Below are 14,316 nucleotides of genomic sequence, written 5' to 3'. Positions count from 1 at the left end.
GGGATTCCAATGACAACTAAATATTCATATAAGCTGTATGCCAATAAGCGTAATACAGAAAAGAAATATATGACCTATACACGAGTAGAATTAATGGAAATGACAACCTTCCAGCTTAGAAATATTTGCTATAAGGAAAAGCTTGTGACTGGGCTTATTAATACACTGACAAGAGACGAGTTAATTGACAAGATTTTAAGATACCGTGGCTCTGAAGAAAACCCTCTTATTAGAGAAAAAAAGGATGGGGGCTTTGAACGAGTAGAAGCGGCTATGCAAGAGTATTTAAAAACACCGATGTCTGACAATGGTGACATTAAAATTCCTGCCAAAATGAGCTTATATAGCGGGATGAAGATTGATAAACCCGATCAGTATTTCGTGGAAACAGGTGGTTTTCTTGTTGAATCTAACGTACTGCTAGTCAATGAGCAGCTGGAACTTTGTGGTATCCTTAATATCCTTAAAGACGACGAAGTCCCAAATCAATACTATTTCGCTGCTGACCAAGCAATTGGAATTCGGAAGACAAACAATAAAAACTACAGCTTTATTTTTTTAAGAAAGCAAGATTCTGAGTATATCTATAAGACGTATTATCAGGAGACCCCACTTCCGCCAACAAATCTTCATTATTATAAAGTTCCAATACCAGATTTAGAGATGAAACAGCTGGAAACAACGAATGCCATTCTTGCGATTGACTTTGGTACAACCAATACAACGGCTGGAGTTTATTTAGAGAGTGATTATGTGTCCTCTCCTTGCAGTCATGATTTATTAAATGACAGAATCCAGCTAAATAGCATCAATTTTGTCCAATTTCCAGATCCACTTCATCAAAATGAATGGATCGAAGTAGTGCCGACGGTCATGACTGTCGCAGATTGCTCAAATGCTGACCAAGTAAGCTATCACTACGGCTATGAAGCGTTAAAAATGATGAAAAAAAATAGCTATACATCATTGGCTACAAAATTCCAAGGTATTAAGCGATGGGTTAGTAACTATGCCAAGTTGGAAGAGGTGATGGATGCTAACGGGAATACTGCACTTGTTCCACGTAGCCAAATTTTAAGAGAGTTTATGCTTTATATTATTCGAATGGCGGAGCATCAATTTAAATGTCGCTTCAAGCATTTACATATTTCCAGTCCTGTTAAGCTGAAAACACAATTTTTAGATATGTTTCGTGCGATTTTACCCGAATACCAAATCGAAACTGAGCATGCTCTCGATGAAGGGATGTCGGTTCTTTATAATACAATCGCCAATCAAATAGAGAATGATAGTTTTCTAGATGGCAAGGAATATAAAGCGCTCGTGATCGATTGTGGAGGAGGAACAACAGACCTTTCTTCTTGTAAGTTTCGCATAGAGGACGGCCATATTTCTTACAAAATTGATATTCATACTACTTATGAAAATGGAGATACGAATTTTGGTGGCAACAATATTACGTATCGTATTTTCCAATTTATGAAAATCGTTTTTGCCAACTATTATAGTCGAGGAAAAAATGATTATGATATCGATGCATTAATCGATATTCCTGGTAAGGATATTTATCGATATGTCGACGATCATGGCGTCGAAGCGGTGTATGAGCAATTCGAAAAAGCCTTTGTAGATGCCGAATATATTATCCCTACACGCTTTAAGGAATATGAAAATCGCACACGTGATGAGTACCTACGTGTTCGCAATAATTATTATTTCTTATGGGAAATGGCAGAAGAGATGAAGAAGGAATTTTTCCGCAAAACAGGTATATTAAGAAGTCGTTTCTATGCGGATAACGATATGCAGCACGATAGTGATTTAAATGTCACAGCGGTAGATCGCTGGTGCCTGTCGTTGGTAGAAAACAATCAATTTAAAGAAGTTTATGACTTCCCGAATGTCTTTTTTAACATTAAAGAAATCAATCATCTCATAAAGGCGGATATTTATGATATCGTACGAGAGTTTTTAGAGGAATTTTATGAGAGTGGCATACTGAGTGACTATTCCATCATTAAATTGACGGGACAATCATGTAAAATAGACGCATTTCGCGAAGCTTTAAAGGAATTTGTACCAGGACGCAGCATTGAGTTTAGACAAAAGGCTGAAAACATCGGTAAAGTTCCAGAGTTAAAGCTTGCTTGTTTAAGGGGAGCGCTTCGTTATTTAAATGCCAAGAAAATCGGCATGATTGAAACAGAAGTGACGAACCATGCGCCAGTTGTCCCTTATGCTGTCAGTGCCTTTACACATAATCGTCAGGAAAAATTACTGATTAGTAGCTTAGAAAGACTAAATCAAATTCACGGTACGATTTCTCGCCCATGGGGTGTAAAAGAGGTGGAGTTTTTCCTCACAGGCAACGACAATCAAACATCGTATAAATACACTTACTTTAACCGTCAGGAAGATTATGCACCTGTTCTTTATGAGAATATTGCCATGCAATACCAAGATAAAATTCCGCAGGACGAAACGGATTCCATCACGAATGGAGAAGTGAAATTCTTTGTCTTTGCAGGCGAAGATCATTGGGGCTTCCATGTAGTTCCGGTAGCAAGAAAAGACGAGCAGCTGTTTATCGGAAGCAAGGAATTCTTTGCCTTTGAAACCGATTTATCTGAGCTGGATTTCTTTGATGGATTAAAGTAAACAGTGAAAAACAGGAAAAGAGGTGAGTGACAGCTTGTTTGCCAATCAATATCCACATTTTACAAAGGGCCGCATTTTAAAGCGAGAAATGCTGGAAAATTTGCGAGATTACCCAAGAGAATTTTTAGATTTATACTTCCAAAATTATTCGAATGGCATTATTGCTGGTGCCAATATTATCGTAGCAGATACAAGCCTCATCGTAGAGAAAGGCATTATCAAGCATAACGGAAAGCTCTATATGCTACATAGTAGCTACGAGCTTCCTTATGAGGCGACAGGAAGCGAAACGATACTAAAAGTACGATTTGCTGAAGAAGCGAATGAATTAGATTTTAGAAACTTCGCGACAGAAATAGTCCTAGATGATTCATTAGAGCTTGCACATAATGAGCTAGAGTTGGCGCGCTTTAAATTAAAATCGGGTGCAAAACTGCGCTCGGAGTATATTGATTTTTCCGATATTGCGACTGAATACAATACGGTTAATTATCTTCACAGTCAGTATGCAGGTTTTCAAAAAAGCACTTATCATCCAATCATTTTGCACTATTTTGCACGAGAGCTGTTAAAAAATCGACCAGCGAATCCTTATGATATCGCTTTTACTTTAGAGTGCTTAAATCAGGAGCGTGTTCAACGAGATGCAATCGATTTCTATATTTGCAATCGACTAGAGCTTGATTACCAAACATTTTCTAATAGTCAAATTCATAAATACTTGAACCGTATTTTATTGGAATCAAAACGTGGTGGTCGTATGACAGGTCACAGTCAAGGACGACCAAAGCGCATGATTGTTGACTAGCTGATAGTCTGCTGATGAAGAAATGTTCAAGAACGGACAACGTGAAATAGCTCAAAAGGAAGCGGCTTTATAAGAAAGATAAACACCGTATGAGGAGCATCTCCTAGGACTTTGTCAATATAGATGAGCAGTATATGCCGGTCATTGATTCAGCATGTCATGGAAGGAAAAATTTAGTTCCGAATGGCCGAGGCTATTTTCGATCATGACAGCTGAGTTAACCTTTAAAAGGATAGCGAAAAAATACAAGGTCATGAGATAGAAAGACTAATCGAAACAAAGGAGCGAAAACAATGAATTTCATGGATGAAGAAGTTATCGAGATGACGAAACATGCAAGGCAGAAAAAACGGATGGAGAATATCGAAAACCAATTATTAAATACGGATATTGTGAAAGCGATTAAAGATGGTCAGCTCATGATTGAAGATGAAACGATTGAGTTTAAAGAAATGAGTTTTTATGAGGGTCAAATCCGGATGTGTATGCCTGCAGCCTTTGACGTGATGGAGCCAGAATTAATGGATATTAAATATCCATCCAGTCGTAGACCCGATTATATTTATACAAGCGAAAGTACGTCCATTAATGTCACGCTGAAAATCATGGAACAACAGGTAAAAGAAGAGGAATTAGAAGACTTCACAGAGGCCATGAGGAACATCCTTCAAAAAACGCAGCCAACTACAAAAATGTTGGATACCGGCATGAATGAAGTTAACGGTTTACAAATTGGTTACTTTGATTTCATTTCGCCAGCACTAGATAACAAGATTTATAATTTAATGTTTTTGTTTATAGTAGGCGGGAATGTGACGATGGGCTCGGTTAATTGTTTGAAAAAAGAGATGGATATTTGGAAGCCCATTGCTTACGGCATGATGGAATCTATCTTTGTTGAAAACAAATTATTAGATGGAGAAGGTGTTGTTGAATGAGTAAGGAAACAGCCTTGACGTATAAAGATATCATCGTGATGCCCTATAATATTCGCGTTAATCAAATCGAAATTACACAACAAATGAATGAGCATGCTACATTGCATTTAACAGGCGTGATTCCAGATGAATTCGAAGATTCCTATGTGTATATGACGGATGCCGAAACGGCTATTGAAGTCGTGCAAATCGGCAGTGGTGGACAAACTATTCCTATTTTCAATGGGCTGGCGTTAGATGTACAGGTGAAATCGGTTTTGGGCACCTATTATTTGGAGGTTAAAGCAGTTTCGCATTCGTATGTGTTAGATGTGAAGAAGAAAAATCAAACTTATCAAAATGCGAGTATGCCCTATAGTGAATTAATAAATGCTTGTATTGCCGATCAAAAAGGTGCAGATTTCATGGATTATGCCTCAAAGGGCTCTACTATTGGACGCTTTACAATGCAATATATAGAGACAGATTGGGAGTTTCTTAAACGAATGGCATCGCGATTCCATACAGGCCTGGTGCCAGATACGGTTCATCCAGCCGCTAAGTTTTACTTTGGTGTACCGTTTCAAGCTGGGGGCACGACGAAAATGGAGGCCATTAATTATCGAGTTAAAAAAGCAATTGGAAATTTCCTTGTGTCCAGTAAAAATCATCTCGACGGTATTACTGATAGTGACTATATGTACTATGAAGTAGAATCGTTTCAACCATTCAAAATAGGCAATGAAGTGACATTCCAATCAAAAAAATTGTATGTCTATAAAATCTTCTCAACTTTAAAAGATGGCTTGTTCAAGCATATTTATACGTTAACACCTCAGAACGGCTTCAGTGTCCACACTACTTATAATCAAGCTATTATTGGCGCCTCCATTCAAGGGAAAGTAATTGATGTTGCGGGGGACAAAATTCGTATTCATGTCAATTTTGACGAGGGTCAAGATAAAGATACAGCGTATTGGTTTCCGTATTCAACGATCTATGCATCAGAAGATAATACAGGATGGTATTTCATGCCTGAGCTATCTGATAACGTGAGAATTTATTTCCCAGGCAATCGTGAGGATGAAGGAATTGCGATTAGTTCCGTATCAAAAGCACCACCACAATCTAGTTCGATGTTAGCAGCAACAAATCCACCTAGTCCAAGCGGTGGTGGAAGTGCCAGTGCTAGTGGCGGTGGCGGATCTAGACCTGCACCACCTGAGGATAGTCGCCAAGACCCAGCGCGGATGGCGGATCCAGATGTCAAAACACTCAGAACGAAGCACGGTAAACAAATTTTACTTGCACCCGATCGGATTGTCATATCTGGTGGAGGATTGATGATTTCGCTTATGGATGATAATGGGATTTCTATCATAAGTGATAAAAATATTACCTTACAAGCAACAGATAAAGTCGCCATCAATGCGAAGCAAATTATGATTAATGCGAGCGAGAAAATAGAAATGACTTGTAAAGACAGTTCAATCAAGATGGAAGACAAAATGGAGATTAAAGGAACAGAAGTACGAGCAAATTAGTGAGGATGTGAACGCATGAAACGAGAAGAAGCATTACAGCATTTTATGGATGAATGCGTGTCAGTTCATGTCAGCCGATTACAAGAGAAGGTTGATCGACAGTTTCGCCAAGAGAAGGAAGTCTTATTAAAACCAATCATTCACTCGCTTGAACAGCTGTTTGCAAATATTAGAAATCAGCAAGAGCAAGGGAAGTTAGAACCAGTTGCCTTTATTCATTTTTCAATGCTACGAACATCGTTACTAGATAACAAGTGTACGTATTTGCTAGAAGCGTATGGAGAAAAATGGTACTACGATTGGGGAGAATGTACCGCACAGTATGAAGCGGAATGGCTTAGTGAGGCGATTATAGATTTACACAAAACACTTGAAAAAGAAAGAAAGCCATATCTCGCTATCCAAGCGGCTGACGTTCGAGGAATTATTCAACAAACTGTGATTCTGTATCATCAGTATATTATTCAATTGGTGCGTTATCTCTTCCGTTATCAAAAAGAAAGCGTACCTGAAATAGACTTTCAACGAGCTGATTGCTTGCGATTTCGTGTCGGGGAATATAAAGGATTTAGTGAAGATGTTGCGATGCTGGACGAACGGGAACGGGTGGAACAAAATCTTCTCTCGTGGTTAGGGAAAAACGAGATGGATAAATCATATACATTTGAAAATTTCTCAAGCCTACCATTACAGCAAAAACTTTTCGACCAAATGGACTTTTCCTATGCGAATTTCAATGGCAGTGACTTAGAAGGGGCTTCCATGAAACAAAGTGTTTGCGTCGGTACTAGTTTTGTAGATTGTAGCTTAGCGAATGTTGATTTTTCATATGCAGCCATTCAAGATGCAGATTTTCGAAATGCCAATTTAGCAGGCGCTAATTTTACACATGCACAAGGAAAAACGCTAATGCTTCCCGATGACGAAGTTGCGTGTTACCTAGGTACTGATTTCAGTCATGCGAATTTGGAAAATGCGAAATTTGAGTTTGCGCAGATTGCAGGCGCTAATTTTACAGGTGCTAATTTAAAAGGGGCTTCCTTCTTTAAACGCGATCAAGAGAAATGTCTATTTAGCCCAGACCAGATAAAAGACATTCATTGGATTCATTAAAAATCAACAGAAATGAAAGTTACAGGAGGAAAAGATGGAGTATTTTATTGTTCGCCAAGATCAAAGCATTACAAATCCAATTATTCCTTTCAAGACAGACCTCGATGATAACTTTATCTGTTCATCTGTATTCGGGGAAGTAATAGAAAAAGAGAATGCGGTTTATCTCGATTATTTAGAGAAGCCTAGAAGAATCGTGTCCGATGATTTAAAAGGGTTATTGGTGAAATATGAGGATAACTTAGAATTTACAGCCATTGTCTTTACGGATGTGAAGAAAGGAACACAGCGTGTGCATTGGCTTATGGACATTGTCAAGAAGGACTGTATTTCCGAGGAGACGGCTTATTATCCAGACGGACAAATAAAGGAGCTCGTAATTGACCCGAAGAAGGTGGAACTGGATTGTATTTTTCAAGTCGACGGCAAAAAGGAATCGTTCACCATCGTCAATTTAGACGTGGCAGAAAGTATGCTACGACGACCATATCTCGGGATTCAGTTGCAGCGAGTAAAACTACAAGGACGATAGATCATTCTAATAAATCATTCCAAAACACTGTCGTAGTTTGAGACAGTGTTCAATCGATACGAAAGGAAGGATAGTTAATGGCTCAAGTTGTAGAAAGTTTGGAAACAGAAGGTTCGGAACAGGAACAATTTAGTTATGTCGTACATGGAGCAATCATTTCATGTGAACATGGTAGCCACCTCAATTATTTAAATTTACCGCAAGACCATGGTGTTTATATTAAAGAGAAAGCCGTCATGAATGTAGGGGATCGAAACCCTGACAACATCCCAACTTTTGGTGTTTGTTTACAGTTGCAAAAGCCATGTACACCCACATGTTCCATTGATTGGATGGAAGGGATGGAAAATGTCAATATCGAGGGGAAGCAAGCGTTATTAAGCCGCTGCCATACCCAATGCTCAGCAGGTGGAGGCAAAATCGAAATTATTCATGACGGTCAAGAGGAAGTAGAAATACCGAAACAAGGTTTTTAAAAGACGAGGTTGATGGAAAGGAGGTAAGTAATGAAATCGCTAGAAGAAAAAGAAGTACACTTGGTTAGTACGTATGAGGATCTTGTGCTCGAATGGCCGTATCCACTTATACATTTAGATAAACTAACTATCAAACATAAGGCCAATGACCATGCGAGGTTGTACTTTACAGGAATGATTGCTGAAGAGCAAGCGCAAAAGTATATTCAGCGGGTCAATCAAACAGATGAAGTTGTTGTGAAATTTGGGCGAGACAGTGCCATTTTGTTCTCAGGAAGAATTGATAATGCGGAGTTGCAGGCATCACAAGGAGTGCATTATGTTTCCGTTGAGGCTGTATCATTTACGGCAAATATGGATATTGCAAAGCGCTCACGTTCTTTTCAAGATGCGAACATGACGTATGTGCAATTAATAAATAACATTGTGAAAGCCTATCCTAATGGGGATTACATCGACCAAGCTTCTAACGGTCAAGCCATTGGTAGTATCGCGATTCAATACTTAGAAACAGATTGGGAATTTATTAAAAGAATGGCCTCCCGTTTGCACGCCGTTGTTTTTCCTGATTTAAAAGGAAAAGGTGCTCGATTCTGGCTTGGTACACCTCAAAGTAGGAAAAGTATAACGATCGACCATCTGCCTTCTATAGTACGTATGGACGTCGATGCGTACCGATTGATTACTGAAAACGATGGTACGGATGTAAGTGAAGCCGATTATACTTTTTGTGAGTTTGAAAGCACAGAGGCCCATGAGTTGGGCACGTCGGTGCAATTCAAGGGAAGCTCCTATATCGTAACGGCTAGGGAAACCCATCTTGATGATGGCGTGTTGAAGTTTCAATATACTGCCCAACCAGAGAAAAGCATTCGTCAGCGATTAGTACGCAATTTAGACCTCATTGGCGCAGCGTTTACAGGAAAGATCATTGATGTTACACAAAACACCGTTAAAATTCATTTAGATATAGATAAAAGCCAGGATCAAGCAAAAGCACATTGGTTTGCATATTCTGCAGATGCCAACGGTGTTATGTATTTAATGCCTCAAATAGGTGCGCGTGCCCAATTGCATTTTCCAAGTGCAGTTGAAGAAGAAGCCATCGTTATCAGCTCGGTGCGTGTCAGTCCAGCCACACCAGAGGGTGGACAAAAGCAAGCGAAGAAAATGGCGGACACTACCGTTAAATCATTGGCGACCAATGTAGGGAAAGATGTGACATTAGGCGTTGGTGATATTACCTTTAGTGCAGTAGATGGTGTCTTGGACTTAAAGATGGATGATGGAGATGGCGTAACATTTCAAAGTAACAGTACCATCATGCTGGCGGCCGATGAAACACTCGAAATTAGTGGCATGAAAGAGCTAGCCGTAGAGGCGGAAGAATGGATTGCGATATCAGCGAAGGAACAAAGTCATGTGATTATGGCCGCTGACACACAATTAATTAGTACGCTCATTGATCAAGAAGGTATAGAGAAGCAAAGCCAGCCACCGAAATTAAATGAAGAAGCGATTGAAGCTACTAGTAAAGTTGACTTGATTTTCCCACAAAAGGCAGAAGAGAAAAAAGAGAAAAAAGGCTGGTTTAGTAGTGTACTTGATGGCGTAAGTGCAGCACTGGATGTTGCTGGGTTTATTCCTGTCATCGGTACATTTGCAGATATTGCGAATGCAGGAATTAGCTTGGCAAGAGGGAATTACATGGATGCAGCCATGAACTTAGTAGGTGCGATTCCAGTAGTTGGTGATGCCGCCAAGGGAGCCTACAAGGTCAAAAAAGGGGCGAAACTTTTAGATAAAGCTGCTGATGCCGCAAAAGGTGCTGATAAGGCAATAGATGCTTCAAAAGCTTTAGCAAAAGGGATGAAGGCAGCTTATCCGAAAGTATCTAAAACGTTAGATGCAGTAAAGGGACTAGCGGAACTAGCTAACAAAGCATCTAAGGCTGTGAAGACGGCCGCAGATAAAGTCATTTCGTCGATGGATGAATTGCTCGCTGCGTCGAAGGCAGTAGACGGTATGAAAGCTATGGCCAAAGCCGGGCTAACGAAATTTAATCATGGGGTATTAAAGAAATTTAATTGTACAAAAGGGTTAAGTGAAAAATTCTGTAAAAGAGGTTTTGAACCCGTTGATTTAATCACAGGGCGTATGATTTATGAAGGCGTCGACTTTGAACTACCTGGACCTATCCCCCTTTCTTGGGAACGCGCTTGGTACAGTGATAGTAGTCGCATTGGCTTGTCAGGTCATGGTATGCACTTTACATACGATCTAGCCTTAGAGATATTTGAAGAAGATGACCTGATTGGGATTGTTGTGACGGATGGTCGTGCAGTTGGGTTTCCAATTTTACCAATAAACTTGCCGTATTTTAACAAACGAGAAAGAATGACTTTAACAAATACAGGCGAGGAGTATCATTTGTTTGAGCATGATACACGATTGATTTATGTATTTGAACAAACAACAGAAACAAAATATCGATTAAAAGAAGTAAGAAATGAGCAAGACCATCATATTCAATTTGCGTATAACCTTAAAGGGTTCCTATCTCAAGTAACAGACAGTGTTGGAAGAGTGCTCGATGTTACGACTAATGAGGTAGGCAGAATGACAGAAGTTGCCCTACGTAACCAGATGAGTCGTGAAGTCTTAGTTCGCTATGTTTACAATGATGGCCAAGATTTAATTGAAATCCAAGATGCATTAGGGCAAAGTACGCATATTAATTATATTAATCACTTAATGATGCAAAAAACGGATCGCAATAAAAATAGCTTCTTCTGGCGCTATGATGGTCCAACTACAGGTGCAAGAGTCATCAAAACATGGGGAGATGGCAATGTCCTTGCAGGGGAGCTTGCATATCACGATGGCTATAACGAAATTACGAATAGTTTAGGCCATAAGAGTTATTATTATTTCAATGAAGATAAACTATGTACGAAAATTGTTCACCCAGATGGTGGTGAAGTTAATTATCAATATAATGAGGACTTTGAATTACTCCAAACAGTAGATGAAGATGGACGTGTCACGGCATATAGCTATGATGAGTGGGCAAATCCAGTAACGACTACTTTTGCAGATGGCAGTACCGTATCCTCTCAGTATGATGAGAAAGATAGGTTGGTTCAAGTTGTAAACGCAGAGGGCGGAAGTCGTCAATGGATTTATAATGAAGATAGTACATTACAGGCAAATGTTTTAGAAGACGGCACAAAAACTGAATTTTCCTATAATGAGAAATGTTTAATTAAAACGGTGACAAATGCGCAAGACCATGTGGTAAGCTTAGCTTATGATGCTGATCTAAACCTGAGTCAGGTGACATTGCCAGACGGGACGAGTTCCACATGGACATATGACCGTCGTGGTAACTGTACATCAACGACCAATCCGCTAGGGGCTACAGAAAAATTCCGTTACGATAACTTGAATCGCCTTGTACGGGCAAATCTTTCAGATGGAAACGACGTTCAATTAAAGTACAATGCCTATGACGATATTGTTATTGCAAGGGATAACCATACGCAAGTAGCCTTTGATTACACCATTCTTGGCAGTTTAATTTCTCGAGAACAGGGTGGGAAGAAAGTCAAATTCACCTATGATACAGAGGAGCAGTTAAACGCTGTGATCAACGAAAGAGGCGAAACGTATCAGTTTGAACGTGATGCGAAAGGGAATATCATCAAGGAAATTGGCTTTGATGAGGTTGAAAGAACGTATGAGCGAAGTCCAGCAGGATTGGTTCAAAGGATTCAACGTCCAGGTAATCGTTGGACAGCGTATCAGCATGACGGCCTAGGAAATATAATTCGTGCTGATTATTACGATGACACTTGGGAAACGTTTGGCTATGACAAAAATGGTTCGTTAATTGAGACTGAAAATGAACATGTGACTGTAAAGTTTGAGCGAGACCAATCTGGACAAGTAATCAAGGAGTGGCAAAATGACCATTGGATTGGAAGTAGCTATGATGAAATAGGTAATCGCTCACAAATTACAAGTAGCTTAGGTGCAAACATCGATGTCGCTCGTAATGAAATTGGAAATGTGTCGCAAATTACAGCTTCTCGCTCAGCTCAAGACCATTGGACAGCAACGATTCAGTACAATGCTCTTGGACAAGAGATTGAGAAAATCCTACCAGGGGATGTCGTTAGTAAATGGAAATATGATGTAACTGGTAGACCGACACAGCATCGAATATGTAGTCAAAATCGTCAAACACGAAGACGAGTGTACAATTGGGATGCCAATAATCGCTTACGAAGCAAGGTAAATGAGTTAACGGGTGTACAAATGACCTATGGTTACGATGAATTCAGTAACCTAGTTTGGTCCAATCAGGGCGGTCAATTTGACTTCTTACACCGCAGTGTCGATGATGTCGGGAATCTGTATGAAACAAAAGAAAAGACAGATCGTGTCTATGGTGTCGGAAGTAGATTGCTTGAAACGAAAGAGGCAACATTCTCTTATGATGATGAAGGTAATCTGATTCAGAAAGTTGAAAGAACTGGTGATGCGTGGGAGTACGAATACGATGGTAATGGGATGATGTCAAAGGTTGTGTTCTTATCAAAGAACAATTCAACTTTAAACAAAGTGATTACTTTCAAATACGATCCACTTGGTAGACGTGTGGAAAAAAATTGTGAAGGAAAAGCGACTCACTTTGTCTGGGATGGCAATACGACTTTACATGAGTGGGTAGTAAAGGCAAGTACGATAAGTACCCAAGATGCGAATACAAACCAACAGGGAAATCTCGTAACATGGGTGTATGAAGATAATTCACTTACACCATCAGCTAAAATTACCAATGAAGGTAACTTTAGTATTATCAGTGATTATCAAGGTACTCCTGTAGAGGCGTACGATGAGGAAGGAAACCAAGTCTGGTCTATAGAACTTAACATCTATGGACAAGGTAAGGAACTTACAGGATATAAAGGTTTCATTCCATTCCGTTTTCAGGGACAGTATATGGATGAGGAAACAGACTTGTACTACAACCGATTCCGATATTACTCGCCGAACGAAGGGGTTTATATCCAACAAGACCCTATAGGACTTGCAGGAAACAATCCTACACTATATGGATATGTAAGTGATACAAATAGTTGTATTGATCCATTTGGATTATCGAGAGCGCCAAGTACAATACTCTCAGGTAATGTTCAAAAAGGTTTTAAAGGGAGAAACTTTACAGGTTTTCAGGCTCATCATGTGATTCCGACAAATGTTTGGAAGCAATATCAAACATTTTTCAATGATATTGGTATTGGAGGTTTAAGAGATCAAGCTTTTAATGGTATGATGATTCCTAGTAATCCGGATACTTTAAAAGGTAGTACATTTGATTTTATTCATAATACTTCTCATAGTGCTTATAATAAGAATGTAATGAACAGAGTAGCCACTATATATGAAGAATTTGATGATGGTTTTATAAATGAAAAACAAGCTAGAACAAAAGTACGTAAACTGCAAATGCAACTTAAAAATCAACTGCAAACAGGACATTTTAGTAAAGATTATGTACCATCAAAAAAATATCCAACTTGTAAACGATTGGGGTAATTTTATGAAATATTTTATGTTAGTCAATGATAGTGCAAATTCCCCCATCTATTTAGATGGTGTTTTGCACGAAAGCTATACTGATGAGAAATATGACGAAGGAATGAGCTATAATTGGAATCGACCTTTTATTGAACAAATGGATTTCCCAAAAGAACTTTGGTTAATAACGAGAAGCAAAGTTCAATTTGACTACTACGAAAATTTCTTTGGTCATGTAATCTCTGAAAAATTTTTATCTTCAATGGATCAAGTAAATATATTACAGGATTATGGTATAGCTAATTTACATGTTGTTAGTACAAAAGGTAAACCAAAAGTAAAAGATTTATTTTTCTTTATTAAATGTATTAAAAGACATTCATTAGTTGATTATGATAAATCTGAGTACCTTACAAGAGAAGTTCCAAGTAATGCAAAATTAAAAGTTGGTGGAAGTTTCGTTGATAAGTATATAAAGTTGGTGATAAAAGACACTGATCTTGATTTATTTCAATTAAGCGATTTAAAACTGGGAAGGTACCTGTTTTGTTCAGAGAGATTTAAATCATTGTGTGAAAAAGATAATCTTAAAGGGATTCAATTTATGGACTTAGATTCAGTGCCTAACTATCTACAATCTATATTGTAAATAAACACTATTTTTTATTATTTCGATTCGGAA

9 protein-coding genes are annotated in these 14,316 nt (G+C 38.8%); all 9 read left to right on the top strand.

Features of this window, described 5'->3' with window-relative positions:
* The first annotated feature begins 9 nt into the window (after positions 1-9).
* The 9 genes from AC3WSO_RS16275 to AC3WSO_RS16235 all read left to right on the top strand — a co-directional run bounded on the left by AC3WSO_RS16275 (position 10) and on the right by AC3WSO_RS16235 (position 14,283).
* Entirely contained in the window at positions 10-2,658 is a 2,649-nt protein-coding gene (locus tag AC3WSO_RS16275; protein ID WP_492532260.1) for a molecular chaperone, read from the top strand.
* Positions 2,659-2,692: 34 nt separating this feature from the next.
* Complete coding sequence (locus AC3WSO_RS16270; RefSeq protein WP_492532258.1) at positions 2,693-3,466, top strand: DNA and RNA helicase; 774 nt, start codon at positions 2,693-2,695, stop codon at positions 3,464-3,466.
* A gap of 293 nt (positions 3,467-3,759) precedes the next feature.
* A complete protein-coding gene (locus tag AC3WSO_RS16265; RefSeq protein WP_492532256.1) occupies positions 3,760-4,404 on the top strand; it encodes a hypothetical protein in 645 nt (214 codons plus the stop codon).
* Positions 4,401-5,927, top strand: coding sequence for a phage baseplate assembly protein V (locus AC3WSO_RS16260; protein WP_492532254.1), 1,527 nt, complete (start codon positions 4,401-4,403; stop codon positions 5,925-5,927). Before AC3WSO_RS16265 ends, AC3WSO_RS16260 begins: the two co-directional genes overlap by 4 nt.
* A gap of 15 nt (positions 5,928-5,942) precedes the next feature.
* On the top strand, positions 5,943-7,040 hold the full coding sequence (locus AC3WSO_RS16255; RefSeq protein ID WP_492532253.1) for a pentapeptide repeat-containing protein: 1,098 nt from the start codon (positions 5,943-5,945) through the stop codon (positions 7,038-7,040).
* A gap of 34 nt (positions 7,041-7,074) precedes the next feature.
* Positions 7,075-7,572, top strand: a complete 498-nt coding sequence (locus AC3WSO_RS16250; protein ID WP_492532251.1) for a hypothetical protein — start codon at positions 7,075-7,077, stop codon at positions 7,570-7,572.
* Positions 7,573-7,649: 77 nt separating this feature from the next.
* The gene (locus AC3WSO_RS16245; protein WP_053596527.1) at positions 7,650-8,048 is read left to right on the top strand and encodes a DUF4280 domain-containing protein; all 399 of its coding nucleotides are present in this window, start codon (positions 7,650-7,652) and stop codon (positions 8,046-8,048) included.
* A 30-nt stretch (positions 8,049-8,078) separates the two neighbouring features.
* A complete protein-coding gene (locus AC3WSO_RS16240) occupies positions 8,079-13,652 on the top strand; it encodes a DUF6531 domain-containing protein (protein WP_492532250.1) in 5,574 nt (1,857 codons plus the stop codon).
* A gap of 4 nt (positions 13,653-13,656) precedes the next feature.
* Positions 13,657-14,283, top strand: coding sequence for an Imm43 family immunity protein (locus tag AC3WSO_RS16235; protein ID WP_036124943.1), 627 nt, complete (start codon positions 13,657-13,659; stop codon positions 14,281-14,283).
* Positions 14,284-14,316: the final 33 nt, after the last annotated feature.

It is taken from the genome of Lysinibacillus sp. EB106-09-02-XG168, assembly GCF_058791475.1.
This window is presented reverse-complemented; position numbering and strand designations above follow the sequence as displayed.

Excerpts from the sequence above, each read along its gene's own strand:
- AC3WSO_RS16275 (WP_492532260.1), top strand. The coding sequence starts at position 10 with ATGACAACTAAATATTCATATAAGCTGTATGCCAATAAGCGTAATACA.
- AC3WSO_RS16265 (WP_492532256.1), top strand. The coding sequence starts at position 3,760 with ATGAATTTCATGGATGAAGAAGTTATCGAGATGACGAAACATGCAAGG.
- AC3WSO_RS16260 (WP_492532254.1), top strand. The coding sequence starts at position 4,401 with ATGAGTAAGGAAACAGCCTTGACGTATAAAGATATCATCGTGATGCCC.
- AC3WSO_RS16255 (WP_492532253.1), top strand. The coding sequence starts at position 5,943 with ATGAAACGAGAAGAAGCATTACAGCATTTTATGGATGAATGCGTGTCA.
- AC3WSO_RS16250 (WP_492532251.1), top strand. The coding sequence starts at position 7,075 with ATGGAGTATTTTATTGTTCGCCAAGATCAAAGCATTACAAATCCAATT.
- AC3WSO_RS16245 (WP_053596527.1), top strand. The coding sequence starts at position 7,650 with ATGGCTCAAGTTGTAGAAAGTTTGGAAACAGAAGGTTCGGAACAGGAA.
- AC3WSO_RS16240 (WP_492532250.1), top strand. The coding sequence starts at position 8,079 with ATGAAATCGCTAGAAGAAAAAGAAGTACACTTGGTTAGTACGTATGAG.
- AC3WSO_RS16235 (WP_036124943.1), top strand. The coding sequence starts at position 13,657 with ATGAAATATTTTATGTTAGTCAATGATAGTGCAAATTCCCCCATCTAT.